A 25,171-nucleotide genomic window follows, 5' to 3' on the forward strand; every position below is an offset into this window, starting at 1 on the left:
CTTAAAGATCTTCTAGGAGCAATAAATATAGATTTTTTGCAACGCTTCCGTATTGTGTAAAATCTTCTTCCTTAGCTTTTTCGAAATATTTTATAGTGGTAATATTGGTTGGATAATCTCTTTCGTATTTTCTTTTGATAGCACTTAGACCATCACTCTTAATTAATTGCAGTTGACTTGTAGTGGCAATAATTACAATATTCGCCGGTAATTCGTTTGGTTTGTCCTGCCTGATTTGTTTTGATGAAAATAAAATAGAACCTTCGTCTGCAATTAGGTTCTCGCAGGTAGCCAATAAGAATTTAGGGTTTTTAGGCGAAATATAAATTAATTTATTTTCTTCTAATAAATGAAAAAGACCAGGCTCGTAACATAAAACTTCGCTTTCGAACCAATCATTTTCTTCTAATATGTTTTCAAACTGTTCAGCAACTTCTTGTTTGTTTTCACAGTATAAAAATTTACCGCCATTTTTTTTGAAATTAAAAATGAATCTTTCATCTATAGATAAATGACTATCAGCAGTATGATTTCCTCCATACTCGCTTTCATTTTCTTCATCAGAAGCGGCATCGCCAGACCCAAATATTTTTTTGAAAAAATTCATTTTATATGAAATACTTTACATGTTAATTGAAAACGTTCAAAGATAAAAAAATCTTAATTCAAAAGGCTATTTTGAATTAAGATTTTAAAAAATATTACATATTTACTGAATATTTACGAAACCACTTCTTCTAAATTTTTATCAAAAGTACGTTTTCCGAAAATAGTTTCTAAGTCATCTTTAAAAATAACTTCTTTTTCAATTAATATATCAGCTAGTTGATTTAGCTTGTCTTTGTTTTCTTCAAGAATTTGAATCGCTCTTTGGTATTGACCTTCAATTAATTCTGAAATTTCTTTGTCAATTACTTTGGCAGTTTCGTCAGAATATGGTTTAGAGAAGTTGTATTCGCTTTGACCGCTTGAATCATAATAAGTAACATTTCCGATTTTATCATTCAAACCGTAAATCGTTACCATAGCACGAGCCTGACGTGTAACTTTTTCTAAATCGCTTAATGCACCGGTGGAAATTCTGTCAAAAGTTACCTTTTCAGCAGCTCTTCCTCCCATAGTAGCACACATTTCGTCCAGCATTTGGTCAGTTCTCACGATTTGTCTTTCTTCCGGAAGGTACCATGCAGCTCCTAAACTTTGTCCGCGAGGTACAATAGTTACTTTAATAAGTGGTGCAGCGTGCTCTAACATCCAGCTTACAGTCGCGTGACCAGCTTCATGAATAGCGATTGCTCTTTTCTCTTCTGGAGTAATAATTTTATTTTTCTTTTCAAGACCACCAATGATTCTGTCAACAGCATCAAGGAAATCCTGTCTGTCTACTGCAGTTTTGTTGTTACGTGCAGCAATCAATGCAGCTTCGTTACAAACATTTGCAATGTCAGCACCAGAGAATCCCGGAGTTTGTTTTGCTAAGAAATCAAGGTCAAGACCTTCAACTTTTTTAATAGGAGCTAAGTGTACTTTGAAGATTTCAGCTCTTTCGCGAATGTCTGGTAAATCAACAAAAATTTGTCTGTCGAAACGACCTGCGCGCATTAAAGCTTTATCAAGAACATCAGCTCTGTTTGTTGCAGCCAGAACGATTACGTTAGAGTTTGTACCAAAACCGTCCATTTCTGTTAGTAATTGGTTCAATGTGTTTTCTCTTTCATCATTTCCGCCTGACATATTGCTTTTTCCTCTTGCTCTACCAACAGCATCGATCTCGTCGATGAAGATGATAGCAGGAGATTTTTCTTTAGCTTGTTTGAATAAGTCACGAACACGCGAAGCACCAACTCCTACGAACATTTCTACGAAATCAGATCCTGATAACGAGAAGAAAGGTACCTGAGCTTCTCCCGCAACTGCTTTTGCCAATAAGGTTTTACCAGTTCCCGGAGGTCCTACAAGTAAAGCTCCTTTAGGAATTTTACCTCCAAGATTCGTGTATTTTTCAGGATTTTTAAGGAATTCTACAATTTCTTGTATTTCTTCTTTAGCACCTTCTAAACCAGCAACATCTTTAAAAGTAGTTTTAATGTCTGTTTTCTCGTCAAACAATTTAGCTTTCGATTTTCCAATGTTAAAGATTTGTCCGCCACCGCCACCAGCGCCACCTGACATTTTACGCATAATGAAAATCCAAACACCAATAATGATGATGATAGGAAGTAAGCTAATTAAAATATCGCTCCAGTTATTTTTTTGCAAGAAATTAAAATCTTTCAGTTTGCCTTCGCCCACTGCTTTTTCTAATTTAGTTTGAAAAATCTGGTCGTTACCAATTTCTAATGTATAATGAGGGCCTTTGTTAGGTCTTTCAAAAATATCATTAGCTACTTTTTTATTTGCCGGGTCTTTAAGAGCGGCAGTATTTAAGTAAACTTCTGCTTCTGCTTTATTGTATACAATAACTTTTTCAATCTGACCTTTTTCTAATAATACATTGAATTTAGAAGAAGTTAATTGAGCAGGTTCGCTTAAGTTTGATCCTCCTGTTGCAAAACTTATAAATAAAAAAACTAGAAGTATTGCGGTATATATTAACCAAGGACTTATTTTAAATTTACTCGGATTTGGATTATTATCTTTAGCCATTAGAGAAAGTTTCTTTTAGTATTTGTTTTCGATTGTAGTTATTTTGGCGTCACCCCAAAGGCTCTCAATGTTATAGTATTCGCGGATATGTTTCTGGAAAACGTGTACAACAATGTGCACATAATCCATAAGAACCCATTCTGCGTTATCGGTTCCTTCTACGTGCCAAGGTTTATCTTTTAAGTCTTTAGATACTGTTTTTTGTATTGAGCTTACAATGGCGTTAACTTGGGTGTTGGAGTTTCCGTTGCAAATAACAAAATAGTCACAAACTGCCGTGTCTATATCTCTTAAGTCAAGAATATCGATGTCATTTCCTTTTACTTCTTCAATCCCTTTGATTATGTTCGCCAATAGAACATCATTATTAATAGTCTTTTTCGCCATGAATTATTTTATATGATTTTGTAAAGTTACCAAAATTTGTGATTATTTTTGAACCTTAACAAAATATTAAATTAAGTTAATTAAATTCGTTTAATGAAACTAATCAAACTCGATGCCATAGATTCAACAAATGACTTTCTTAAAGCATTAGCAAGTCAGGACGAACTCGATAATTTTACCGTAGTAACTGCTGAAAATCAGACAAAAGGAAAAGGGCAGATGGGCTCTAAGTGGCAATCAGAATCAGGTAAAAACTTAATTATGAGTGTCTTGGTGAAGGATTTTCTTTATGATAATGAACAAGTTTTTAACCTTAGCGTTATTGTCTCATTAGCAGTTATTGATACTTTAAAATCATTAAATATTCCTGATTTACGTATAAAATGGCCTAACGACATTATGTCATATAATAAAAAGGTTGGTGGCATACTTATCGAAAATACCATCAAAAGTGATGGCAGGATTGTGTCAGTCGTAGGAATAGGTTTAAATATAAATCAAACCAATTTTGATTATTTGCCCAATGCTTCTTCATTAGCTGTAATTTGCAAAAGAGAATTTGATAAAAATTCCTTAGTGTTACTCATCCGTGAAAAAATACAAGAAAAGATTAATTCATGGGAAAACAGTTCAGCTCATTTATGGAAAGAATATTTTAATTCCTTATTTCGTCAGGGAATACCAATGCCGTTTAAAAAACTAAGTGCTAAAGATTCCGGACAAAACTTCATGGGAATCATTAAAGGTGTATCTCCTGTTGGAAAAATACAGATTTTGTTAGAAGATGATTCAGTTTCTGAATTCGAAATCAAGGAAATTCAGATGTTGTATTAAAAAGTTGCTAAGATTCTAAGCTGCTAAGATTCTGAGTTTTTTTTATTTTGCTTTACGTGACATAAAATATCAGTGTAAATCCGTTGCATCCGTCAAATCCGTGCGCCATCACATTAATTTACATTTTGTAATGTTTGCGTATTTGGTGTTATTTTTTTGTTCCAATACAGGATGTAAATTGTTCCAAGAATCGAAGGAGTCATCCAGGCGATTACATTTCCTATACCAATTCCAGCGACAATAAAAGCAGTTATTGATGCAATTAAGGCTCCAATCATTTTACCAATGTGTTTAGAAAGCCACTGTTTTTTCATTTCCGAAACATTTTTATAGAATATAAAATCTTTAATTGTCATATAAAGTCCAAAACCTCCAAAGAAAGTAAATAATATTCCGTTTTCGATATTGGTCAGCTGACAATAAATACCCAGTGAAACCATTATAATTGAAAAGAACAACATACTTCCCGAAATTATAAAATCAGTTATGTCAGCTTTTGCTTTGGTTTTAAATGTCAAAACCCTGTTTCCTGCAATCACCAGATAAATGGTAAACAAACCTATTAAAAATAAAAATATGTTTTGATGTTGAGGCATCCAGCAAATAGGTAAAGAAATAAGAGAGCTCGTAATCATTCCGATAGAGAATAATTTACCCATTCTTTTGTGTAGTAAACCTCCCTTTTTTACAAAAATACTTCCAATTCCTGTAAGTAACCCGATTCCGCCAAAAAACGCGTGAATGTAAATTAAAATTTTAATAGTTTGTTCCATTTTGGTGTTGTTTATTTTTGATGGATCAAACTTCGGCGAATAATTTTGGGTGTAATAATTTATAGTTCTGAACTGTTATTTTTTAAGGATGAATTGGTGATTTTGCCACTAAGAAACTAAGATATAAAGCTTTTTTTTTTTGAATAACCTTGCAATGACGCAGAGCCACAAAGTTTTATTTTATTTGTGGCAAAAAAAAAGGCCTGATCGTAAAATCAGGCCTTTAATTTATGTAGTTCAGGAATTAATAATTTACAATTAATAATTAAAGCTTCGTCATATTAGTGGCTAAAGTTTCAATAAACTTACTAATAGGTCCTTTGATCATCATTGCCATCATTGGATTGAATTCACCTTCGAATTGCAATTGTACGGCGCTTTCAGTAGCAGAAATACTATCGATATCCGAAACCAAAGTAAACGGAAGTTTATCACTGGCAGCTCCCAAAACAATTTTGTTTGGTGCTGTTTTCTCTTTCATTTTTAGTTTTATTTCTGGCATACCTTTCAATCCAAAAATAAAAGCATCTTCGCCAATCACTTCAAATTTAGCGATATTATCCGGCATTAATTTTTCAAAATTCTTAACATCAGTCAATAAATCAAATAAATCTTGAGCTGATTTCTGAACAGTAACTTTTGGACTTTCTAAGTTCATATTTATATTTTTTTATAATATCTAAATTTATTTTTAAACCGCAATTGTTTTTACCGCAAAGAGCGCAAGGTTTTTTTTGATTTTGATTGTAAATCTTTACGAATAAAAGTTCGCAAAGCAGGATTCTAATAAAATTCCAATTTTTTTAAATCCCAAATTCCAAAAAAGAGCGAAGCGATTTTTTGGTAAAATCTAAAATCTAAAATCTAAAATCTAAAATCTAAAATCTAAAATCTAAAATCTAAAATCTAAAATCTAAAATCTAAATTTCCTCTTTCCCCCAAGTCGATGGACTTTCGTTCCATTCGAGTAAAGTCGATTGTTGGTCTTCGGTAATATATTGTTTCTGAACCGCTAAGTCTAATAAGTTTTCGTAATTACTCAACGTATACAGATCGATATTAGCATTTTTAAAGTTCTCTTCGGCAACATTAAAACCGTACGTAAAAATCGCAGCCATACCTTTTATGTTGGCTCCTTCGTTACGTAAAGCTTCAACAGCCATCAAACTACTGTTTCCTGTACTAATTAAATCTTCAACAACAACCACATTTTGGCCTTTTTGTAAAAAACCTTCCACCTGGTTTTGTCTTCCGTGTTTTTTTGCTTCCGGGCGCACATATACAAATGGTAATCCAAGGCTTTCAGCAACAAGAATCCCCACTCCAATGGCTCCAGTGGCAACACCGGCAATAACATCTGGTTTCCCAAATTGTTTCTCAATATTTTTCGCAAACTCATCACGAACATAGTTTCGGATGCTCGGAAATGAAAGAATTAACCTATTATCGCAATAAATAGGAGATTTCCAACCAGAAGCCCATGTAAAAGGATTTTCGGGATTCAATTTAATTGCATTTATTTGCAAAAGCAATTCGGCTGTTTTTTCGGCAGTATCTTTATTAAAAATCATAATACAAATGTATAAAGTTTTTGTGAACGACAAACCACTTTTTTTGACAAATGAGATCTCGAAAGAGACTGATTTTCAATTGTTCTTGTTAGAGAGTATTGATATCGAGCATCTTATAGTCAAAATGTTTCAAAATAAAATTCAAAAAGCTTATTTGTATCATCCTGACGAAAAGGAAATTATGAAGACGCTAAAAGCCAAAATTCCCGTAAATAAAGCGGGTGGAGGGCTTGTGTACAATAAAAAAGGCGAAGTTTTATTTATTTTCAGAAACGGAAAATGGGATTTACCAAAAGGTGGAATCGAAAAAGGTGAAGAAATTGAAGACACCGCCATGCGCGAAGTCGAAGAGGAAACCGGCGTAGGTAAACTACGAATCACCAATAAACTCGAAAAAACCTATCATGTTTTCAAACGTAACGGAAAGTATAAACTCAAAATCACACATTGGTTCGAAATGCAATCAGATTTTGAAGGAATACCTCAGGGGCAAGCTGAAGAAGGTATCGAAAAAGTAGCATGGCTAAATCCGGAACAAATCAAAGAAGCGCTAAAAAACTCTTACGAAAATATCAAATTGTTATTTGAAGTTGAGGATATTTAGCTATAAGAGAATCTAAAAATTCAATAAAAATAGGGCTAAAAATGTAACTATTTCATTGATGATTTAGAATATTCGGTCTGCAATGCAGTATTGAATTTTCGGGAAAAAGATGTCTTGATTTACTTTCCTTGAAATTTACGTTAATTAAAATCATAAGATGGGCTTGCCAGCATCCTGATAAAAGGTCAAAAAACACTTTAGGCGTACACGCCTTCTTATCAGGATGCTGTTGGGCTATCCGCTCCTCCGCAGCGGATTTTTTCTATAGCTCACGCGCACAGCCGGTTCTAAAGTCCTTTATAGTTTTTTAGTTGTTTTTAAGTCAACCCTTAAAATTTAAGAATTAGTGCCATTTAATTGTGTCAAAAGATTATCATCATTAAAAACAGCATTAATTACATTTTCATTTTTCTCTGCTTTAATTTCATTTTCATTCAGTGTCAGCTGGTACCCTTTTTGAGATAAATAATTTGTAAAAGCATTTTTGTGGTTTTGAATTTCAAATGTTGCAATAAGTTCTGGAAAAACAGTTAAAATTCGGGACAATTCTTCACTTTCAGAGTTGTCTATCGCATCCGATTTAATTGTGAGAACCATTGTTCCCTGACCATAATTTCCCAGATAGTAGCCACTTGAATTAAACATCTCAACAGCAATCATTCCTATTAGATGCAAATCATTTTGTACAGCGTCAAATTTTCCAACTGTCAATAAATCAATATTATTTTCCTCTCCATATTGCTTTAATAAAAGAGCCTGTTTCATAACAGATTCAGCATAACCGCCCGCTTTATTCTCCCAGATCCAAAGCCATGTTTCTGAAGAATGAGAAAACGAACCCAAAACCTGCATGGGAAAAGTAAGATGGTCTCCAAAAGTAATTTCTTCTTTATCCATATCAACATTCCATGAAAGTCCATTGGTAACAGTAAAAAGATTTCTTTGTTTTTCTAAAGCAATAGCTCCAAATTTTTCCAGAAAATCATTTTCAGATGTAAAGTGTTTATTATTGCTTTGTTGATTGATAACTGCTTCTGTATTTTCTTCTTTCTTTTTAAAAAGATTATTGAATATTCCCATTCTTTTATAGATTTTTAGTTAGTATAAAATTGATGTTTGTGTTTTGGTTCGTCGTGAAAAAGTTTACAAATCGATTTGATAAATCCTGGATTCTTCTTCCCAGGGATGATATCCTTGTCCGATGTATTTAAAACCCATTTTTTCGTAGAAACCAATATGATCTGTGCATAGGTATAAGTTTTGAAATCCAGCTTTTTTAGAGTCTTCTTTGGCTTTTTCAATGAGTAATTTACTGTAATTGTTTCCTCTGTATTTTTCCTCAATAAAAATGGCGCAAACCCACGGATATAAATCCATTCTACTAATAAAATCATTTGTAATAAGCCCTGCACAACCTATAAATTCATTATTATTTTCCAGTACATACCATTGTGGTAGAGAGTCTTTTGCATTTATGCTATGGCTAATGCAATCTTCATAAATTATTGGTGCTATTTCAGACCAGCTATTTTGAAAGTATTGAATGATTTTATCCTTGTATTCTGGGTTTTCCCTTACTGAAATTATTCTCATATTATGTTTTTAAAATTATCGTACAAAAGTTTAAAAAGATGCACTTATTTTACTCACTGTTCTCATTTTTTATGCCTTTAAGCAGCGCATAAATCGCCATTGAATGTCCCTGACCTAAGTCAAAATCTTCTTTAAGCCAATTTACAATTTCTCCGGCTTTTACTTCAGGTTTGAGCTTACCATCAATGGTAAAACCTTTTTGCTCCGCTAAAGTTCTAAACTCAGCCGGACCATTGCCTGTTTTCTTTTTAATGGTTTTTAAATATCCTTGAAATGACATGAAATAGTGGTTAGTGGGTTAGTTTATGAAGTACTAAAATACAAATTAATCATTCTGACTTTTCAAATGTTTAATATAATTGCAAATCATGATTGTCTGAACCTCTAAAAAATGGGCTGAAAGCCCTAAAAAGCAATAGCGTATTGCAACGCGCTACGAGTAAATTAAAATTGGAAATTGCCCTGAAGGGGCAAAAGAAAATGGAGGATAAAGATTCAAAGAAAAAGGTGTTTTTCAAGAGAACATCATGTAAAATAGGGTAACGGTGCTTTTGAAATTAGGCTTGCGCCCTTACAGGGCTTAAAATTATAATTGTTTTTATTCATAGTGCTTCGCACCATGCTATTGCTAGGGCTCTTTCAGAGCAACATGTTGAGGACACTTATATAATTTCAAATCCACACTATAGGGTATATAATATGGTTATCGAGTTCTATATCTATTCCAAAATGTGCAAAGAATAACCCATTTCGTAAGAATGTCTGCTCGCTAGAATTAAATTTAAATTATGGTTTTGCGTTCCGTAGGAACGTTTGATTAATGGATTAGATGTATTATTTCCGCAAAAAACAGGTGTCCCTACAGGACACAACGCCAAACTATATTATCTTTTTTCTACCGATGAGATATTCCTACGGAATATTAAATAGCTACAAGGCGAATTTGCAATCTGTGCCCACAACTTGAGATAAGCATTATAATATAATATTTAGTTTACTTTGCGGGCAAGTATTGCAAATTCTTGCTATCGATTAACGATTCAGCTTTGACAATGACTTCCACGCACAGCTTTGCGAACTTAACTTATACACAAAGCATTCAAAGTAAAATAAAAAAAACTTAGCGAACTTTGCGGTAAAAAAAAGCGCACAAAAAAAAATCTACAAAATACGATAAACAGGATACTGCATATGTGCCTTTTCGTAATGCACAGAATTTTTATAAATCCAGTTCAATTGTGCTTCAGAATTTTTAGCAAATTCGCGATCGTTTTGTTTTTTAGTTTCAAATTCAGCTTTTAGTTGCGGAGTCTCTTTTAGCAGTTTCGAAGCTGTATCTTCAAAAATATATTCCGAATAATGTTCTTTTTGCTGTAAAATAGGATCGAAGAAATTCCAGTTAAAGAACGAATCAACACCTTCCGGTTCAAAAGCTTCTACTAAATATTTCACTCCTTTTTGATTTGTTGGAACAATGTAATCACCTTTGGCGAAAGCCATTTTTATAACTTTAGAAGTTAAGGACGTATTATAGTGCAAGTAATGTCCTTCATAAGCATTTGGAACCGTTTTAAAATCGGCAATTTTATAGCTTTCAACCTCGATAATCGTATCATTTTTAAGTTGAGAATAAGTAATATTGTTATTTTTCAGGAGATCAATAATATTCCAGTAACCACGCGGAATAATATAAGCACTTGGAATCACCACTTCTTTAACCGATTTGAATTCTTTGATGTATGGAACGTCTTTTTTATACGGCTTGCTTCGGTCGTAATACAGACGATTTCCTGTTGTAGCATCGCTTTTTTTGTAACTTGCTTCATATCCTAGAAACGAAAATGTGGTCGCTTTTGTGCTGTCTAATTCCCATTTTAGTGTATATGTTTTTTTAGGCTGAAATTGCTCAAGATTTTTCACTCGAAGCGCTTTGATTTTCTGGTAATTCGCATCGGTAAAATCCAAAGTCGATTTGGTGTATTCGTAGGTCATTTTTACACGTTCGGCATATTTTTTCAGCATATGAGTTTCAACTACAAAACCAATTGTGTTAAACAATGAAGTGTAACCGGTCGTGTATCGCGGGCTATCTACAAATTGTCCAAAACCTTTATCGGGAGTATCTTTAAACGAATCTACATACGGCGTTGTTTCAATTTTCTTTTGCTGTAAATCTTTTACCAGCGCTGGCATCATTTCGTTATTCAAAAAATCACCCAAAACGGTTCCTAACTTATTATGCTGCGTCATGATGTAGGTTAGTTTGTATTGATAATCAGATCCGTTGCTTACATGATTATCAATAAAAACATCAGCATTTATTTTTTGAAAAATTTCAACAAAACTTTTGGTGTTTCGGGTATCTGATTTCATTAAATCACGATTCAGATCATAGTTTCGGGCATTTCCTCTAAAACCATAAATTTCCGGTCCATCCTGATTCGCTCTTGTAGTTGAATTTCTATTTAAAGCTCCGCCAATATTATAAACAGGAATAGTAACCAGAACAGTATTTTTGGGTGATTTTATTTTGCCAATGGCCAAATCCCGATAGAATTGCATCGTTGCATCGATTCCGTCAGGTTCGCCGGCATGAATGCCGTTATTGATAAAAAGAACCGCTTTGCTTTTCTGAATTTTTTCAAAATCAAATTCCTTGTTAGGATTATAAACCACCATATGCAAAGGTTCGCCAGAATCTGTCAATCCCATTGTTGTAATCTGAATCGTTGGAAAATCTTTCGCCAAAAGTTTAAAATAAGCAATTGTTTCTTCATAAGAAGCCGATTGATTTCCGTTTCCTTTCTCAAAAAAAGTATCGTATTTTTTATTGTTTTGAGCGAAAATTGAGATTGTGAAAAGTGAAAGGACAATGGTAAAAAGTTTCATGAATTGGGGTTTTAATAGGAATCAAATATAAAGTTTTTATTTGTTTCAGGTTTCAGGTTTCAAGTTGAAAATTGGAGTAGAGTAACTTTGGCATTTTACCGCAAAGTGCGCAAAGATATACGCAAAGTTCGAAAAGCTTTGCGAACTTTGTGTTTGTCAACACATTCTAAACACAATTTATTTTAAAAACCTTTGCGGACTTTGCGGTAAAAATTTGAGACAAAGTTTGGGAAACGTGAAACGTGAAACAAAGAAAACCTGAAACAACTTTTTTTGCCTACTTTTGCAAAATGAATAAAAATCACCATTCCAACAACATACTTTCGAACTTAGGAATTGAAACCCTAAACGAAATGCAGGAAGTTGCTCAAGACGCAATTTTAAACGATAATAATGTATTATTACTTTCTCCTACTGGATCAGGAAAAACATTGGCTTTTTTGCTTCCGGTTTTAGAATTATTACAGCCCGAAATTCTTTCGGTTCAATGTTTAATATTAGTGCCTTCGCGTGAATTAGGTTTGCAGATCGAGCAGGTTTGGAAAAAAATGGGTACGCCATACAAAGTAAATATTTGTTACGGAGGTCACTCTATAGATACTGAAATCAAGAATTTAAGCAATCCTCCAGCAGTTTTAATAGGAACTCCAGGAAGAATTGCAGATCATATTGACAGAGATACTTTTAGAACTGATAAAATTCAGACTTTGATTCTGGATGAATTTGATAAATCATTGCAATTGGGTTTCCATGAGCAAATGTCATATATCATTGGGAAGTTGACAAAGCTGAACAAACGTGTTTTGGTTTCAGCCACTTCAGATATTGAAATTCCAAGATATACACGAGTTGTAAATCCTACGATTTTGGATTTTATTCCGGAACAGGAAGAAAAAACAAATCTTTCGATGAAAATGATTGTTTCGCCAGCCAAAGACAAATTAGGAAGTTTGTTTAACTTGATTTGTTCGTTGAAATCTCAATCGGCTATTATTTTCTGTAATCATCGTGATGCAGCTGAGCGTATTAGTGATACTTTGAACGAAAAAGGAATTTACGCTACTTATTATCATGGCGGAATGGATCAGGACGAGCGCGAACGTGCTTTGATTCAGTTTAGAAACGGAAGTATGAGTTACCTCATCACAACCGATTTAGCGGCTCGTGGATTGGATATTCCGGAGATGAAACACGTAATTCATTATCATTTACCGCTTAAGGAAGACGAATTTACGCATCGTAACGGTCGTACGGCGCGTATGCAGGCTTCGGGTACGGCGTATATTATCATTCACGAAAGTGAAAAACAATTGGATTATATCGACTACGGAATGGAAGTTTTAAAGGTCGAAAATACTACTACTTTGCCAAAACCACCTGAATACCAAACTATTTATATTAGCGGCGGAAAGAAAACAAAACTGAATAAGATTGATATTGTTGGTTTCTTTTCTCAGAAAGGAAAATTAGAGAAAGGCGATTTAGGATTGATCGAAGTAAAAGATTTTATTTCGTTTGCGGCAGTAAAATTCAATAAAGTAAAAGATTTACTGTATAATATTAAAGACGAAAAAATGAAAGGTAAAAAATTTAAAATCGAAGTTGCCCGTAAAGTGGTAAAGAAAGAAGAGGAGAAGTAAATTTTTTTCTTTCAGGTTTCAAGTTTCAGGTTTGTTTTCGATCAGATTTTCTTTTAATTAAAGAACTATATTAAAATCAAGAAGTAATTATTGTAGTAAAATATTTATAGTTATAATCTGTTTTGATCCGTGGCGATCACTGGATTTAGATGGTTTTTAATATATTTTGAGGGATTATGGGTGTGTTAAATTATTGAATTTCAATATTTTAATTTAAAACCGCACAGGTTTTGGTTGATTTTAAACAACAATCTTAATTTATTGTTAATAAATTAACGGATAAGGCTTTAATTTATCATATTTTCTGCGTTTCTTGTGCCCGTAAATAATAAACCCCAAATTAATTATGAAAAGAATTATTACGATTGCCATTTTGATGTTTAGTTTTGTCTCTTTTGCACAAATTAAAGTTATTGAAACTGTACCGGTTGAAAGATTAGGAAAAGTAAATAACAATTATATTCAAAAAATTGGAGATGAATATACTGTTTACTATACAAGTATTCAGAACGATGACGAATCATCAAGCTTGAGAAAATTTACATTCAAAAATGTAAATAATGATTATAACAGTCTTTATAATATCATTGTAAACGGTTTTACTGCAACTCCTTTATACGATATCAAATTAGAATTACCTAACAACTATATCTGGTTACACTACACAGGAAGCGTTATTCCTGAGAAAGCTACAGTTCAGTTTATGGTTTCTTCTAAAGATGCTTCTTCTGCAACAAGCAATGTTTCTGAGCCATTATTAAAAGATCAGATCAACAAATTATTCCAAAAATAATTTACTCTAAATACAGCATAAAAAAAGGGCTATTCATATTTGAATAGCCCTTTTTTAGTTTACAGTTTTCGGTCGTAGTTTTCAGTTAGCAAATAACTGAAAACTGCAACTGTGACTGAAAACTTATATTTTCTTCACGTATTGAGTGATAATCACAATTTGCTGACCATCGACTTTTCCTTCGATGTATTCAGCGTTTTCGTGGTCCAAACGGATGTTACGAACTGCAGTTCCTTGTTTGGCTACCATGCTCGATCCTTTTACTTTAAGATCTTTGATTAAAACTACAGAATCTCCGTGTTCTAAAATCACTCCGTTGCTATCGCGGTGAATAATTTTATTCTCGTCGTCTTCACCTTCTCCGGTTGCTTGTGCCCATGCCAGCGTATCTTCGTCTAAATACATCATGTCTAATAATTCCTGAGGCCAGCCATTTGCACGTAAACGGCTTAACATTCTCCAGGCTACCACTTGTACCGCAACGTTTTCATTCCACATACTGTCGTTAAGACATCTCCAGTGATTTAAATCGACATTATCCGGGTTTTCAATTTGGTCAATACACGTACTACACGCTAAAATACTTTCGTCAAGACCGCCTTTTTTAGTCGGTAATACTTCATATACTTTTAGGTTTTCTTCGGCGCCACAAAGTTCGCATTTAGATCCGCTACGTTTGTTTAATTCTCTTTCGATGCTCATTATTTGGTTTTTATTTTAAAAATGCGAAATTACTTATAATTTGTTTCGCTTGCAAGTTTATGTTTTTTTGGTTTATTGGATCACAGATTTTGTGTTGTGAAACGGAGTATCGCGTATTTTTGTCTTTGCGAGGAACGAAGCAATCTCACTTAGTTTATCTTCTTATAAAGATTAGTATGGTTGCTTCGTTCCTCGCAATGACTCGCTTTGTGTTATTTCTGTACTCGAACCGCATCCGGAACCAGCATTTCGTATTCGCCGCCATGACGCAGTACATCGCGGACAATGCTTGAGCTAATAAATGAAGTACTTGCTGCTGTTAATAAAAATACAGTCTCTATTTTAGAAAGTTTTCTATTGGTATGGGCAATGGCTTTTTCGAATTCGAAATCGGCTGGATTGCGCAGTCCTCTCAGGATGAAATTGGCTTTTTCCTTTTTGGCTAAATCGATGGTCAATCCTTCATAAGTAATTACCGAAATTTTCGGTTCGTCTTTGAAAGTTTCTTCTATAAAGCGTTTTCTTTCTTCGAGTGAAAACATATATTTTTTTTCGGCATTGACACCAATAGCAATTACGATTTCATCAAATAAAGGAATTCCTCTTTTGATGATATCTTCGTGTCCTAGTGTTATAGGATCGAATGATCCGGGGAATATGGCTTTTCGCATTTTTTTTAGGTTCAGAGGTTCAAAGTTACAAAGGTTTTAATTACTAAAACCATTAGCTTTTTCTTGAGTAATTTTTAATATTTCATTTTCCTGATAAAGTTTAATTAAATCTTTTCTTGAATAATAAACTTTTCTGTTTGAATAGTTTTCAGGTTTATTTAAATCATCTATTTCATTTGGCATATACGCCTGAAAATCATTCAATGTGGCGTAGACACTATCTGCGGTAATTTTATCTATTCGCATATTTGAATAATAGCCATTATTTAATTTTAAATTATAAACATCACCTTGCATTGGATTTTTTATTAGAACTCCTGCTTCATCTTTATTTTCAAAGTATCTATTAATTGTAAAAATAAGGAATAAGGCTATTATGATAGAACCGGAAAACATCCAGATTGAATAATCTAATTTTTCATTTCTTAGTTGTAATTGAGCACTTTCAGATAAATCTTCATAATCAAAGTTTTCTTCGCAATTACTACATCTTATGTAAACAGTTTTTCCAACCGGAAATAATGGAATGAGAGTAACGTGTGTGTATTTTTTATAAATGCTAAAATGCAATGCATCTTGTGTATTACATTTTGGGCATTTTTCGTTTAAAATCACACCGTTTTTAATATTTGAATCTCGAGTCCCAACAAGAAATAGCATATTTTTTTATTTGAAAGTTTCTGGTTTACAAAGCTACTGTTAAGTGATTCTTTTTGTATTTAAAGCCGGAACCCATTCGTCTTTTTTACAGACTTCGCATTGTGCGGTTCCTGGTTTTTGCTCTTCGGTATGACCGCAAAAAGTGCAGGCGTGAATGCCCTCTTTTTCTATTGTTTTGCTTTTTTTATTGAATGCAGCGGGTAAGATAGGTAATCCGTATTTTACTTCCTGATCTTCATAAAAAAATACGCTGATTTCTCCGCTGGTTTCTATAAAAGCATGTTTTATTTGTCCGAGATGTTCGATAGATTTTATTCGAAGTTCAGAGAAAAATTCGTCTTGTGCCAGACTTTCTTTTTTGAAAGTAGTAATAGAAAATTTTCCATTATTGATTAAACATTCGGTTTTGCCTTCTATAAATTCTTCGAATTTTTTGCTTTTTCCGGTAAGCCAGGTTACAGAACGGTACAAAATAATGATTACAGTAAATACAATTGCAGCGGGAACAATACCAACATCTTCATAAAACATTGGATCTCCTGCTGCAGAACCTAATGCAATAATGATTACGGTTTCGAAAATCGATAATTGTTTTACACCTCGTTTTCCTGCTAATTTTAAGGTGAGCAGTAAAATGATAAACATTACCGTAGAACGAAATATCACTTCGAGCGCAAAGTTTGCGGGAAGATTGTTGTAAAAAAGTCTATTCCATTCGAAGATTTCTTTCATTTTTTTTAAGTTGCTAAGGTTCTGAGATGCTAAGTTGCTAAGGTTTTTGTCTTTAAAAAAAAACTAAGGTTCTGAAATCTTAGCATCTCAGAACCTTAGTATCTTAGCAACTTATATAAGTGCTAACTCAATTGCGTTTGTGAATAAATCCTGAAGCGAAATTCCGGCTGCCTGTGCTTGCTGCGGAATCAGACTTTCGGTTGTTAAACCAGGAATTGTATTCATTTCTAACATATACGGTTCGTTGTCTACAATGATGAATTCGCTTCTTGAGAACCCTTTCATTTTTAAGACTTCGTATGCACGTTTTGCTGTTTCACCAACTTTTTGTGTTAGCTCGTCTGAGATTCTGGCTGGTGTTATTTCTTGCGATTTCCCTTCGTATTTGGCTTCGTAGTCAAAGAAATCATTGTCGGAAACAATTTCGGTGATTGGTAGAACTTTAATTTCTCCCTGATAATTAATTACTCCAACAGAAACTTCGGTACCGTCAAGGAAACTTTCTATGATGATTTCGTTGTCTTCTTTGTAGGCCACTTCGATGGCAATTGGCAATTCGGCTTCAGATTTTACTTTTGAGATTCCGAAACTGGATCCTGCTTTGTTTGGTTTTACGAAACATGGTAAACCAACTTTTTTAACGATTTCGTCTGTATTGATAATATCACCTTTATTTAGGTAATAAGAAATTGCCGTTTTGATTCCATATGGTTTTAAAACTGATAATAAATCACGTTTATTGAAAGTCAATGCAGCCTGGTAATAATCGCAAGAGGATTGCGGAATTCCTAGTAATTCAAAATAAGCCTGCATTAGTCCATCTTCTCCCGGAGTTCCGTGAATGGCGTTGAAAACACAGTCGAAAGTAATTTTCTGATCGTTTATAGTTACAGAGAAATCATTTTTGTCGATGGTATATTCAGCATCTTTTTCGTCTACGTACACCCATTTTTCTTTAAAGATATGAATTCGGAATCCGTTGTATTTTGTTTTGTCAAGATATTGGTAAACGACGTTTCCGCTGATAAGCGAAATTTTGTATTCGCTTGAGTATCCGCCCATGATGATGGCTATGTTTTTCATTCTATGATTTATTTTGTTATGTTTAATAGTTTATTTGTTTAATTGTTTCAGGTTTCAGGTTTTTTGCCACGAATTCACGAATTAAATTTAAAAAAATCTGTGTTTATCTGTCTAAATCTGTTAGATCTGCGTGCCATTTTCGATCTGCTTGTCATTTCGACGGAGAAGAAATCACACATGCTTTTCGGTAATGTATGGCAATTCTCTTTGCGGGGCTTCGACTTCGTTCAGCCTGACAAATAGTACTGAAATCTTCTAATGAATCCTAAAGCCCTAGCCCTGATGGGAGCGGCATCCTTTTATGGTGGGGTTCACCATAAAAGATACAGCGGACAGCAGGAAATAGCTCCTGAAAATTATCCTTCGACTTCGCTCAGGATGACAATCAGAACACTTTCTTGCTTAAAACAAAATTATCATTTTTTTTGAAACGAAATAGCTTTATCTTTGCGACAACTAAAAATAAATTTATGACTTTACGTAAGTATTTAACAAGCCGGGTGTTTTTTTTACAAATCTTGATTGCGGCTGCTATTATTGCTGTTTTGGGTTATCTGTTTATGCATTGGCTGACTTTTACAACTGATCATGGACATGAAATTGCGGTTCCGAATTTGTCTAAATTGACGGAGGAACAAGTTGAGGCAAAATTGGATGAACTTGACCTGGATTATGTGCTTTTGGATAGTGTTGATTACAGAAGTGAATTTCCTAAATACAGTGTTGTTGAGCAAGATCCTTTGCCGGGAACGAAGGTAAAAGTGGGAAGAAAAATATATATTAAAATTAATGCGTCGGGATTTTCTTCTGTTAGAATTCCTGATTTGATCGAGAAAACGTATCGTGAGGCAGTTCCGACTTTGAAGGCTTTAGGGCTTGAGCAGGGAACGATTACTTATATTCCAAATCTTGGAAAAGATATGGTGCTGGAGATGCGTTATAAAGGTAGAAACTTAAAAGTAGGAGACCGCGTGCTGAAAGCGTCTAAAATCGACTTGGTTTTAGGTGACGGAAAAGCAAGTTATGTAGATGAAAGTCAGGTCGTAGACAGTACAGCTACGCCAACTACTGAAACCCCAAAAGATGAACAATAATAATGAAAATTTAGATCTGGAAGACGAATTATTCGAACATTTCAGGTTTGAAGTCCCTAAAGGTCAAGCGTTTTTGCGTATTGACAAATATTTAATGAATTTGATTCAGAATGCGACGCGAAATAAAATTCAGAACGCAGCAGCAGAAGGGAATATCTTTGTAAATGATATTCCTGTAAAATCAAATTATAAAGTAAAACCGTTTGATGTTGTGACGGTTATGTTAACACATCCTCCATTTGAAAATCATATTCTTCCGGAAGATCTTCCGCTAAATATTGTTTACGAAGATGATGCTTTGTTGCTGATTAACAAGGAGCCGGGAATGGTGGTACATCCGGGTCACGGAAATTACACCGGGACTTTGGTAAATGCTTTGGCACATCATTTTGATAATTTACCAATGAACAGCAGCGAACGCCCAGGTTTGGTTCACCGAATTGATAAGGATACATCCGGACTTTTGGTGGTGGCTAAAACAGAAGCGGCGATGACGCATTTAGCGAAACAATTTGAAGCTAAAACTTCTGAACGTGAGTATATTGCTCTTGTTTGGGGAAATGTTGCCGAAGAGGCGGGAACGATTGAAGGAAATTTGGCGAGACACTTAAAAGACCGCATGCAAATGGCTGTTTTTGCTGATCCTGAAATTGGAAAACCTGCAATTACGCATTATAAGGTTTTGGAACGTTTTGGTTATGTTACTTTGATTTCCTGTAAATTAGAAACGGGTAGAACACATCAGATTCGTGCACATATGAAACATATCGGGCATCCGCTTTTTAATGACGAACGTTATGGCGGTCATTTGATTTTGAAAGGAACGACTTTTACGAAATACAAACAATTTATTGATAATTGTTTTAAAGCATTACCACGTCAGGCTTTGCATGCTAAAACACTTGGTTTTGTGCATCCCACAACTGGAGAAATGATGCGTTTTGATACTGAACTTCCTCAGGATCTTCAGGATTGTATTGAAAAGTGGCGTAACTATGGTAAGACGCATAGTATAGAAGAGGAGGAGTAAAATTTTAGATTTTAGAGATTAGATTTTAGAATAAAGAAAATAGAGAAGAGATTTTCTCGTATAAAAAAAGCTCCAATTTGGAGCTTTTTTGTTTTCTATTTAGGATTTTCTTTTTACCATTAAGATATTAAGTTAGTTAAGCGTTGAACTTAATTTTCTTAATATCTTAATGGTTAAATAATAAAAAATCTATTCAATGTTTTTAATGGTTAGGTCTATAATTTTTGCTTCTCCGTTGGTTAGGAAACCTAGTTTGCCTTGTTGGCTTAGTTTGGTTTTTTCAAGGGAACATTCTAAAAAGGTTTCGTTATCGACTGAAAAGAATAATTGATTATTTGAAACTCTAATTTTTACCTGGTACCATTTGTTGTTTTCTAATTTCATTGGTTTTTTATACAACGTTATTCCTCCGCGTTTGCCGTGCTCATCGCTGTTTTTATTGTAAACACCTCTTCCTATTACGATATTCTGATCGATTTGGTAGAGATAGGTTCTGATGTAATTTTCTTTATCGATGTTAAGCATGACTTCAAAAAGAGATTCTTTGGTCATATTTACTTTAAAATCGATCTCATAATTTTCAGGCAGTTGTTTTTTTGATTCTATTACGCCCCAATGCATCGGACCTCCTTTTCCTATTAGAGTGTCTTTTTGGAGCAGCCATTCTTTTGAATTAAAATTCCAATTGGATTTTAGTGGAGTGGTTTCAGATATTTGATATGTTTTTTTTGCTGTTGAAATGCTACCGCAGCACGAAGCGATTATTAGTGGAATTGCTAATAATAAGATATATCTAATTTTCATTTTTTGTCTTTTTAGTTGAGCTCAGAGTGGTATTTTATTTTACCAATAGATCCTGTTGGCGATGGTAAAAGTTCAAAAACCGAAGTAGGAGCAAGGCCGGTTTCGATACGATGCGATACGTACAAAATACTCACATTTGTTTCTTGTTTGATGGTATTGATAAGCTGAATGACCAAATCGACATTTTCGTCGTCCAAACCTTCTACGGGTTCATCTAAAATTAATAATGGCGGGTGTTTTAAAACGGCACGAACAATCAATGCAACTCTTTGCTGACCGATGGAAAGATCTATGAAACGCTTTTTTCTTAAAGATGTCATTTCGATTACTTCAAGCCATTGCGCAACGATTTGTTTTTGATGTGTGGTTGGCTCAATATACAATCCGATAGAATCAAAGAATCCCGAAAGAATCATTTCTTCCAAAGTATGTCCTTTTTGGAATAAATCGGTCATGGAAGTGGTGAAAATTCCAATTTGTTTTTTGATATCCCAAACACTTTCACCGGTTCCTTTTTTTCTTCCAAATAAATGTAAATCCTGTCCAAATCCTTTTGGATTATCTCCTGTAATCAAAGATAAAATAGTGCTTTTTCCGGAACCGTTTGGCCCGATTAATTGCCAAAATTCGCCTTGTTTTATTGTCCAGGAAATATTATCTACAATTTTTCGGTCGTCATAACTTACCGAAACATTTTCCATTTTTATTAATACACTTTCGTGAAAGGAATGCGGTTCAATCGCTTTTGGAATTGCCGCTGTATTTAAAGTTTTAAAGTGATTTTCGCTTTTTGAAATCGGATGCAGTTCAAATGTATTGTCTTTGATTTGTGCTTTATTAGGTACAAAGTATAATACGTCAACGAATCTGTTTACTAATTGAATAATGGCAATATCTGTTGTTAAATCTTTTAATGATTCTGCCAAAACTACACGCGAAGCCTGGTCTAAATGATCGAACGGATTATCGAAAATGATGAAATCAGGTTTTTGATTGATGCAGTATTTTAGAAACTCTTTTTTGCGTTCGCCTGACGAAAAGGTTCTCAATTGTCTGTGTGATTCAGGAGAAGCTTCTACGGTGTCGTATTGGTATTCTTTTTCGATGAATTTCTCTATTGCAATATCTGAAAACAGAATGCCTTTTTGGGTGTTAAAAACGGCTAATTCTCCCTTGGCTTCGCCGGAAAGCAAAGTGTCTATAAAAGCTTTTTTATTTACCTGATTCGATAAAAGTATATCCCAATGTTGCATTTCGTATTGTATTTAAACTGTTGTCTCTATTCTTAACACATAGAAACATAGCTTTTGTAAATTTAAAAATAGGCGTTTCACTTATTTAAATACACATAGCTATGTGTGAGAAATATGTTTCTTTTTTGTATTCTTTTTTACACATTTGAAATCTATGTTTCTATGTGTTTAATTTTTATTGTATCCAAATGAGTTATTTGTTTCTTTGGTCGCCAATTCACGATCATTTCTCGACCATTCGCTCCAGGAACCTACGTATAATTTTGGAATTGGAATTCCGGCATAATCCATTGCCAATAAAGTATGACAGGCGGTAACTCCTGAACCGCAATGTACAATTACATTGTCAGGTTTTTTATCGCCTATAATTTCATTGTATTTTTTTGCTAAAACTTCAGGCGATTTGTAAAATCCATCTTCGTTTAAATTTTCACTAAACGGAACATTGATAGCGCCCGGAATATGACCTGCAATTAAATCCAGCGGTTCTGTTAAGCCATCAAAACGGTTTTTATCTCTTACATCAATTACAATATTTTCTTTGTTATTTCGGGCCTTTTCGACTTCTTTCATATCGGCCTGAGCCAGACTCCATTTCGAAATTGGATATTTTTCAGTTGGTTCAACAGTTTCTAATGCAGAACTGACAGGAAAACCCACTTTTATTGCTGCTTGCAAACCTCCGTTTAAGACCTGAACTTTTTCATGGTTAATTGAGCGTAACATCCACCAAAATCTTGCTGCTGCATTCGATCCGTTTTTATCATCGTAAATGATTACATGGCTTGAAGGTGTAATTCCGATTTTTGAAAGTACTGCTGCGAATTTTTCTAATGAAGGTAAAGGATGTCTTCCTCCGTTTGCAGGATCTTCAACAGTTGCCAGATCTTTATTCAAATCTACAAAACGAGCGTCTTTTAGATGTTCGTTTTGATAATTTTCTTCGGCATTGATTCCTGCTCTGGCATCAATTAAAACAACGTTAGAAGTATCTTTTAATTTTAAAAGTTCTTCTGGATTTATGATGGGAGAAAGTTTTGACATTTTATTTTATTTTTTTAGAATTGCCTAACCAAAGTAATCCGTTTAAGATTAATTGGCTTTGTGGTTCATTTTCAAAAGTATACGAAAGCGTTTTATTAGTTCCGTGTTCATAATCTATATCATTATGCCCCATGTTTACATAGAGCATTTTGTAGTTTTTATTGGTCCAGACGACAGGATAATAACCTTCATGCCAAATTTCATTCTGTTTTGGGCCAGTTCCTAACGGAAAACTGCTCTCATCAATCGCTACAAGGATTTTGATATCCGGATTTTTTCTTAAATCATTGCTCCATCTGTACCATTCGTTTGGTGCTGATTTGAATGTTTTAGGAATGTTTTTCGTTGCAGGATGCTGATTTTCAATTCGTAAAACTGCCGATGTTGGTCGCCACGTATTGCTTGCATATTCTCCTGAACCTAAAAAGGTATTATGGTACCAATTCCAGTTTTGCGGATAAGCAGAATCGTTTAGCGCAAATGCCGAAAAATGAAATCCGATAAAACCACCGCCATTTTCCATATATTTCTGAAAAGCTTCTTGCTGACTTGACGTTTCCGGTCTCGTGTCTAAAAATAAAACAACCTGATATTTTGATAAAAAATTAGCGTTTAAATTATCCCAATTGCTTGTAGAATCGTATTCAAAATGATTTTGTTCGGCTATTTTTGGAAACCATTTATTGGCTTCATGTACAAAACTGATATGTGCCTGATCGTTTTTAGCCGTATAAAAAGCAATTACTTTAAATTTAGATTTTGCTTTTTTATCTTGGGCAAAACCTATAAAGCAAATAGACAACAACGCAATCAGAATAATTTTTTTGTACATGAAGTTGTATTTAGATTTTGATTAACCAGGGATTTTTTCGATTAGTATTTCATTATTAGCTTTGTCGAAATAAGTGCAAGTCATTTCGATGATATCAACGCGCCATTTTGCAATTCCGGATTGGGCAGCATGATTACAGAAAGTTAGATAATCGGTTTGACCGTCCTGATGCATGACCAAAAATTCGATAAAACGTTCTTTATTGGCTACCGGAGCCACCTGAATTTCAGGATATTTTTCGTCAGTGGAAACTTTGTAATTATTTACGCCGTAATATTCTACATTTCCGTTATTAACAAAGGTATCATATCCTTTTACGCCCAAAATAATCAGGTCTTGTATATAATTTGGAAAATCTGCGCCGCTTTGTACTTTAGCATGAGCTTCTTTTATTTGTTCGATTGTAAACATAATATTTGATTTAGATTATTAAAAGGTTTGTCGTGAATTACACTAATTTCCACGAATTAAATTGTAGAATCTGCAGATAAAAATTAGTGTAAATTAATGTAATTTGTGGCGAAAAAAAATTATTGTTTCAAAAATGCTATTAATGGTTTTATAAATTGATCGAAAGATTCAATATGCGGTAAATGTCCGGTATTTGGTACTTCGACTAGTTTGGTATTCGGGATTGCTTTTTGTGTTTTTTTACCCAATTCAAGATAATTTCCCATTGTTTTTCTGACTTCTTCAGATACCAAAGGTTTTCCTATAGCTGTTTTGTCTCTTGTTCCGATGATTAAAAGCGTTGGACTTTTGATGTTTTTAAACTCGTATAAAACAGGTTGCGTAAAAATCATATCATACATTAGAGCCGAATTCCAGGCTACTCTTGCATAATCAGGAGCTGTTGTCCAGCCAGCGCCAAGTTCAGCCCATTTCTGGAAATCGGCATTCCATTTTCCGTCATAATAGTTCGCCATTTGATAGCTTTTTATATTCTGATAGTTTTGTTTTAATTCTGATTCGTACCACCAATCTACGGGTTTATAAGGTACAACCAGTTTCCAGTCTTCTAAACCAATTGGGTTTTCGAGAACTAATTTTTCAGTAGTTTCAGGATACATGAGAGCAAATCTTGTGGCCAGCATTCCACCCATCGAATGTCCTAAGATGGTTGTTTTTTCGATTCCTAAATGATCCAGTAATTTCTTGGTATTCTCTGCCAATTGCTGAAAAGTATATTGAAAATTATCGGGTTTAGATGATTTTCCAAAACCTATCTGATCGGGAACAATTACCCTGTATCCTTCTTTTGTCAGGGCTTTTATAGTAGTTTCCCAATATGCACCATTAAAATTTTTACCGTGAAGTAAAACAATAGTTTTGTTGTTGTAATGATCAGGTTTGATATCCATATACGCCATCTTAAGATTCTGACGCTGATTGCTCAATTCTAAGAATTGTACAGGAAAAGGATATTCGTAATTGGTTAAATTGATGTCCAGTGCCTTTATGTTTTCTTGCTGCGAAAAGCACAAAAAGGGGAGTAGTAACAGTATGAATTTAATCTTTCTCATTTTTTTGATGGAT

At 34.0% G+C, this 25,171-nt stretch carries 28 protein-coding genes; 7 read left to right on the plus strand and 21 right to left on the minus strand.

All coding sequences use genetic code 11. From position 1 onward, the window contains the following. Window position 1: 1 nt before the first annotated feature. The 3 genes from FLP_RS00060 to rsfS all read right to left on the minus strand — a co-directional run bounded on the left by FLP_RS00060 (window position 2) and on the right by rsfS (window position 3,033). Window positions 2–607 (minus strand): lactate utilization protein B/C, encoded by a 606-nt coding sequence (locus FLP_RS00060; protein WP_065447464.1) that lies wholly within the window; start codon window positions 605–607, stop codon window positions 2–4. Window positions 608–720: 113 nt separating this feature from the next. Further along, window positions 721–2,646 carry an ATP-dependent zinc metalloprotease FtsH gene (ftsH, locus tag FLP_RS00065; RefSeq protein WP_065447465.1) on the minus strand — a complete coding sequence of 642 codons (1,926 nt, stop codon included), beginning with the start codon at window positions 2,644–2,646 and terminating at the stop codon, window positions 721–723. Window positions 2,647–2,661: 15 nt separating this feature from the next. After that, a complete protein-coding gene (rsfS, locus tag FLP_RS00070) occupies window positions 2,662–3,033 on the minus strand; it encodes a ribosome silencing factor (protein WP_065447466.1) in 372 nt (123 codons plus the stop codon). Window positions 3,034–3,126: 93 nt separating this feature from the next. Here rsfS and FLP_RS00075 point away from each other — a divergent pair, with 93 nt between their 5' ends. Then, window positions 3,127–3,867, plus strand: a complete 741-nt coding sequence (locus FLP_RS00075; RefSeq protein WP_065447467.1) for a biotin--[acetyl-CoA-carboxylase] ligase — start codon at window positions 3,127–3,129, stop codon at window positions 3,865–3,867. 113 nt (window positions 3,868–3,980) lie between these two features. Here the strand turns inward: FLP_RS00075 and FLP_RS00080 are convergent, their stop codons facing one another. From FLP_RS00080 to pyrE, 3 genes are all read right to left on the minus strand, one after another. Next, window positions 3,981–4,640, minus strand: coding sequence for a hypothetical protein (locus FLP_RS00080; protein ID WP_065447468.1), 660 nt, complete (start codon window positions 4,638–4,640; stop codon window positions 3,981–3,983). A gap of 265 nt (window positions 4,641–4,905) precedes the next feature. Then, entirely contained in the window at window positions 4,906–5,298 is a 393-nt protein-coding gene (locus FLP_RS00085; protein ID WP_065447469.1) for an orotate phosphoribosyltransferase, read from the minus strand. 262 nt (window positions 5,299–5,560) lie between these two features. Then, complete coding sequence (gene pyrE / locus FLP_RS00090) at window positions 5,561–6,211, minus strand: orotate phosphoribosyltransferase (RefSeq protein ID WP_065447470.1); 651 nt, start codon at window positions 6,209–6,211, stop codon at window positions 5,561–5,563. Between the two features lie 7 nt (window positions 6,212–6,218). On the opposite strand from pyrE, the gene FLP_RS00095 reads away from it, so the two are divergent. Continuing rightward, the gene (locus FLP_RS00095; protein ID WP_065447471.1) at window positions 6,219–6,815 is read left to right on the plus strand and encodes an NUDIX hydrolase; all 597 of its coding nucleotides are present in this window, start codon (window positions 6,219–6,221) and stop codon (window positions 6,813–6,815) included. 336 nt (window positions 6,816–7,151) lie between these two features. On the opposite strand, the gene FLP_RS00100 is transcribed toward FLP_RS00095, so the two are convergent. From FLP_RS00100 to FLP_RS00115, 4 genes are all read right to left on the minus strand, one after another. Continuing rightward, window positions 7,152–7,895 carry a DUF6882 domain-containing protein gene (locus FLP_RS00100; protein WP_065447472.1) on the minus strand — a complete coding sequence of 248 codons (744 nt, stop codon included), beginning with the start codon at window positions 7,893–7,895 and terminating at the stop codon, window positions 7,152–7,154. A 63-nt stretch (window positions 7,896–7,958) separates the two neighbouring features. Then, window positions 7,959–8,408 (minus strand): GNAT family N-acetyltransferase, encoded by a 450-nt coding sequence (locus FLP_RS00105; protein ID WP_065447473.1) that lies wholly within the window; start codon window positions 8,406–8,408, stop codon window positions 7,959–7,961. Between the two features lie 49 nt (window positions 8,409–8,457). Beyond that, window positions 8,458–8,688, minus strand: a complete 231-nt coding sequence (locus FLP_RS00110) for a DUF4287 domain-containing protein (RefSeq protein WP_065447474.1) — start codon at window positions 8,686–8,688, stop codon at window positions 8,458–8,460. Window positions 8,689–9,569: 881 nt separating this feature from the next. Continuing rightward, window positions 9,570–11,297 (minus strand): M14 family metallopeptidase, encoded by a 1,728-nt coding sequence (locus FLP_RS00115; protein WP_065447475.1) that lies wholly within the window; start codon window positions 11,295–11,297, stop codon window positions 9,570–9,572. A gap of 290 nt (window positions 11,298–11,587) precedes the next feature. Here FLP_RS00115 and FLP_RS00120 point away from each other — a divergent pair, with 290 nt between their 5' ends. Further along, window positions 11,588–12,937 (plus strand): DEAD/DEAH box helicase, encoded by a 1,350-nt coding sequence (locus FLP_RS00120; protein ID WP_065447680.1) that lies wholly within the window; start codon window positions 11,588–11,590, stop codon window positions 12,935–12,937. A 346-nt stretch (window positions 12,938–13,283) separates the two neighbouring features. After that, window positions 13,284–13,730: a hypothetical protein gene (locus FLP_RS00125; protein WP_065447476.1), complete on the plus strand. Its 447-nt coding sequence runs from the start codon at window positions 13,284–13,286 to the stop codon at window positions 13,728–13,730. Between the two features lie 123 nt (window positions 13,731–13,853). Here the strand turns inward: FLP_RS00125 and FLP_RS00130 are convergent, their stop codons facing one another. The 5 genes from FLP_RS00130 to FLP_RS00150 all read right to left on the minus strand — a co-directional run bounded on the left by FLP_RS00130 (window position 13,854) and on the right by FLP_RS00150 (window position 17,578). Then, window positions 13,854–14,432, minus strand: coding sequence for a PhnA domain-containing protein (locus FLP_RS00130; protein WP_065447477.1), 579 nt, complete (start codon window positions 14,430–14,432; stop codon window positions 13,854–13,856). A gap of 212 nt (window positions 14,433–14,644) precedes the next feature. Then, window positions 14,645–15,103 carry a pantetheine-phosphate adenylyltransferase gene (gene coaD / locus FLP_RS00135; protein WP_065447478.1) on the minus strand — a complete coding sequence of 153 codons (459 nt, stop codon included), beginning with the start codon at window positions 15,101–15,103 and terminating at the stop codon, window positions 14,645–14,647. A 36-nt stretch (window positions 15,104–15,139) separates the two neighbouring features. Continuing rightward, window positions 15,140–15,763: a zinc-ribbon domain-containing protein gene (locus tag FLP_RS00140; RefSeq protein ID WP_065447479.1), complete on the minus strand. Its 624-nt coding sequence runs from the start codon at window positions 15,761–15,763 to the stop codon at window positions 15,140–15,142. A gap of 39 nt (window positions 15,764–15,802) precedes the next feature. Then, window positions 15,803–16,495 (minus strand): DUF421 domain-containing protein, encoded by a 693-nt coding sequence (locus FLP_RS00145; RefSeq protein WP_065447480.1) that lies wholly within the window; start codon window positions 16,493–16,495, stop codon window positions 15,803–15,805. A 111-nt stretch (window positions 16,496–16,606) separates the two neighbouring features. Further along, a complete protein-coding gene (locus FLP_RS00150; RefSeq protein WP_065447481.1) occupies window positions 16,607–17,578 on the minus strand; it encodes a D-alanine--D-alanine ligase in 972 nt (323 codons plus the stop codon). Between the two features lie 258 nt (window positions 17,579–17,836). Here FLP_RS00150 and FLP_RS25355 point away from each other — a divergent pair, with 258 nt between their 5' ends. From FLP_RS25355 to FLP_RS00160, 3 genes are read left to right on the plus strand one after another with little or no spacing between them, the layout of a single operon-like run. Next, complete coding sequence (locus tag FLP_RS25355) at window positions 17,837–18,007, plus strand: hypothetical protein (protein WP_158596292.1); 171 nt, start codon at window positions 17,837–17,839, stop codon at window positions 18,005–18,007. A gap of 41 nt (window positions 18,008–18,048) precedes the next feature. Beyond that, window positions 18,049–18,672, plus strand: a complete 624-nt coding sequence (locus FLP_RS00155; RefSeq protein WP_065447482.1) for a PASTA domain-containing protein — start codon at window positions 18,049–18,051, stop codon at window positions 18,670–18,672. After that, window positions 18,662–19,702: an RluA family pseudouridine synthase gene (locus FLP_RS00160; protein WP_065447483.1), complete on the plus strand. Its 1,041-nt coding sequence runs from the start codon at window positions 18,662–18,664 to the stop codon at window positions 19,700–19,702. Before FLP_RS00155 ends, FLP_RS00160 begins: the two co-directional genes overlap by 11 nt. A gap of 189 nt (window positions 19,703–19,891) precedes the next feature. Here the strand turns inward: FLP_RS00160 and FLP_RS00165 are convergent, their stop codons facing one another. The 6 genes from FLP_RS00165 to FLP_RS00190 form a co-directional block, all read right to left on the minus strand. Then, window positions 19,892–20,506: a hypothetical protein gene (locus FLP_RS00165; RefSeq protein ID WP_065447484.1), complete on the minus strand. Its 615-nt coding sequence runs from the start codon at window positions 20,504–20,506 to the stop codon at window positions 19,892–19,894. Window positions 20,507–20,517: 11 nt separating this feature from the next. Next, complete coding sequence (locus tag FLP_RS00170) at window positions 20,518–21,759, minus strand: ATP-binding cassette domain-containing protein (protein ID WP_065447485.1); 1,242 nt, start codon at window positions 21,757–21,759, stop codon at window positions 20,518–20,520. A gap of 168 nt (window positions 21,760–21,927) precedes the next feature. Beyond that, window positions 21,928–22,803 carry a sulfurtransferase gene (locus FLP_RS00175; protein WP_065447486.1) on the minus strand — a complete coding sequence of 292 codons (876 nt, stop codon included), beginning with the start codon at window positions 22,801–22,803 and terminating at the stop codon, window positions 21,928–21,930. A gap of 1 nt (window position 22,804) precedes the next feature. Further along, window positions 22,805–23,635, minus strand: coding sequence for a ThuA domain-containing protein (locus FLP_RS00180; protein WP_065447487.1), 831 nt, complete (start codon window positions 23,633–23,635; stop codon window positions 22,805–22,807). A 21-nt stretch (window positions 23,636–23,656) separates the two neighbouring features. After that, on the minus strand, window positions 23,657–24,046 hold the full coding sequence (locus FLP_RS00185; RefSeq protein WP_065447488.1) for a DUF1398 domain-containing protein: 390 nt from the start codon (window positions 24,044–24,046) through the stop codon (window positions 23,657–23,659). Between the two features lie 119 nt (window positions 24,047–24,165). Further along, complete coding sequence (locus FLP_RS00190) at window positions 24,166–25,158, minus strand: alpha/beta fold hydrolase (protein WP_089477462.1); 993 nt, start codon at window positions 25,156–25,158, stop codon at window positions 24,166–24,168. Window positions 25,159–25,171 lie beyond the last annotated feature (13 nt).

Source organism: Flavobacterium piscis, from assembly GCF_001686925.1.
Taxonomy (GTDB): Bacteria; Bacteroidota; Bacteroidia; order Flavobacteriales; family Flavobacteriaceae; genus Flavobacterium; species Flavobacterium piscis.

Coding starts and splice junctions, on each gene's coding strand:
- FLP_RS00060 (WP_065447464.1), bottom strand. CDS start 607: ATGAATTTTTTCAAAAAAATATTTGGGTCTGGCGATGCCGCTTCTGAT.
- ftsH (WP_065447465.1), bottom strand. CDS start 2,646: ATGGCTAAAGATAATAATCCAAATCCGAGTAAATTTAAAATAAGTCCT.
- rsfS (WP_065447466.1), bottom strand. CDS start 3,033: ATGGCGAAAAAGACTATTAATAATGATGTTCTATTGGCGAACATAATC.
- FLP_RS00075 (WP_065447467.1), top strand. CDS start 3,127: ATGAAACTAATCAAACTCGATGCCATAGATTCAACAAATGACTTTCTT.
- FLP_RS00080 (WP_065447468.1), bottom strand. CDS start 4,640: ATGGAACAAACTATTAAAATTTTAATTTACATTCACGCGTTTTTTGGC.
- FLP_RS00085 (WP_065447469.1), bottom strand. CDS start 5,298: ATGAACTTAGAAAGTCCAAAAGTTACTGTTCAGAAATCAGCTCAAGAT.
- pyrE (WP_065447470.1), bottom strand. CDS start 6,211: ATGATTTTTAATAAAGATACTGCCGAAAAAACAGCCGAATTGCTTTTG.
- FLP_RS00095 (WP_065447471.1), top strand. CDS start 6,219: ATGTATAAAGTTTTTGTGAACGACAAACCACTTTTTTTGACAAATGAG.
- FLP_RS00100 (WP_065447472.1), bottom strand. CDS start 7,895: ATGGGAATATTCAATAATCTTTTTAAAAAGAAAGAAGAAAATACAGAA.
- FLP_RS00105 (WP_065447473.1), bottom strand. CDS start 8,408: ATGAGAATAATTTCAGTAAGGGAAAACCCAGAATACAAGGATAAAATC.
- FLP_RS00110 (WP_065447474.1), bottom strand. CDS start 8,688: ATGTCATTTCAAGGATATTTAAAAACCATTAAAAAGAAAACAGGCAAT.
- FLP_RS00115 (WP_065447475.1), bottom strand. CDS start 11,297: ATGAAACTTTTTACCATTGTCCTTTCACTTTTCACAATCTCAATTTTC.
- FLP_RS00120 (WP_065447680.1), top strand. CDS start 11,588: ATGAATAAAAATCACCATTCCAACAACATACTTTCGAACTTAGGAATT.
- FLP_RS00125 (WP_065447476.1), top strand. CDS start 13,284: ATGAAAAGAATTATTACGATTGCCATTTTGATGTTTAGTTTTGTCTCT.
- FLP_RS00130 (WP_065447477.1), bottom strand. CDS start 14,432: ATGAGCATCGAAAGAGAATTAAACAAACGTAGCGGATCTAAATGCGAA.
- coaD (WP_065447478.1), bottom strand. CDS start 15,103: ATGCGAAAAGCCATATTCCCCGGATCATTCGATCCTATAACACTAGGA.
- FLP_RS00140 (WP_065447479.1), bottom strand. CDS start 15,763: ATGCTATTTCTTGTTGGGACTCGAGATTCAAATATTAAAAACGGTGTG.
- FLP_RS00145 (WP_065447480.1), bottom strand. CDS start 16,495: ATGAAAGAAATCTTCGAATGGAATAGACTTTTTTACAACAATCTTCCC.
- FLP_RS00150 (WP_065447481.1), bottom strand. CDS start 17,578: ATGAAAAACATAGCCATCATCATGGGCGGATACTCAAGCGAATACAAA.
- FLP_RS25355 (WP_158596292.1), top strand. CDS start 17,837: ATGAATCCTAAAGCCCTAGCCCTGATGGGAGCGGCATCCTTTTATGGT.
- FLP_RS00155 (WP_065447482.1), top strand. CDS start 18,049: ATGACTTTACGTAAGTATTTAACAAGCCGGGTGTTTTTTTTACAAATC.
- FLP_RS00160 (WP_065447483.1), top strand. CDS start 18,662: ATGAACAATAATAATGAAAATTTAGATCTGGAAGACGAATTATTCGAA.
- FLP_RS00165 (WP_065447484.1), bottom strand. CDS start 20,506: ATGAAAATTAGATATATCTTATTATTAGCAATTCCACTAATAATCGCT.
- FLP_RS00170 (WP_065447485.1), bottom strand. CDS start 21,759: ATGCAACATTGGGATATACTTTTATCGAATCAGGTAAATAAAAAAGCT.
- FLP_RS00175 (WP_065447486.1), bottom strand. CDS start 22,803: ATGTCAAAACTTTCTCCCATCATAAATCCAGAAGAACTTTTAAAATTA.
- FLP_RS00180 (WP_065447487.1), bottom strand. CDS start 23,635: ATGTACAAAAAAATTATTCTGATTGCGTTGTTGTCTATTTGCTTTATA.
- FLP_RS00185 (WP_065447488.1), bottom strand. CDS start 24,046: ATGTTTACAATCGAACAAATAAAAGAAGCTCATGCTAAAGTACAAAGC.
- FLP_RS00190 (WP_089477462.1), bottom strand. CDS start 25,158: ATGAGAAAGATTAAATTCATACTGTTACTACTCCCCTTTTTGTGCTTT.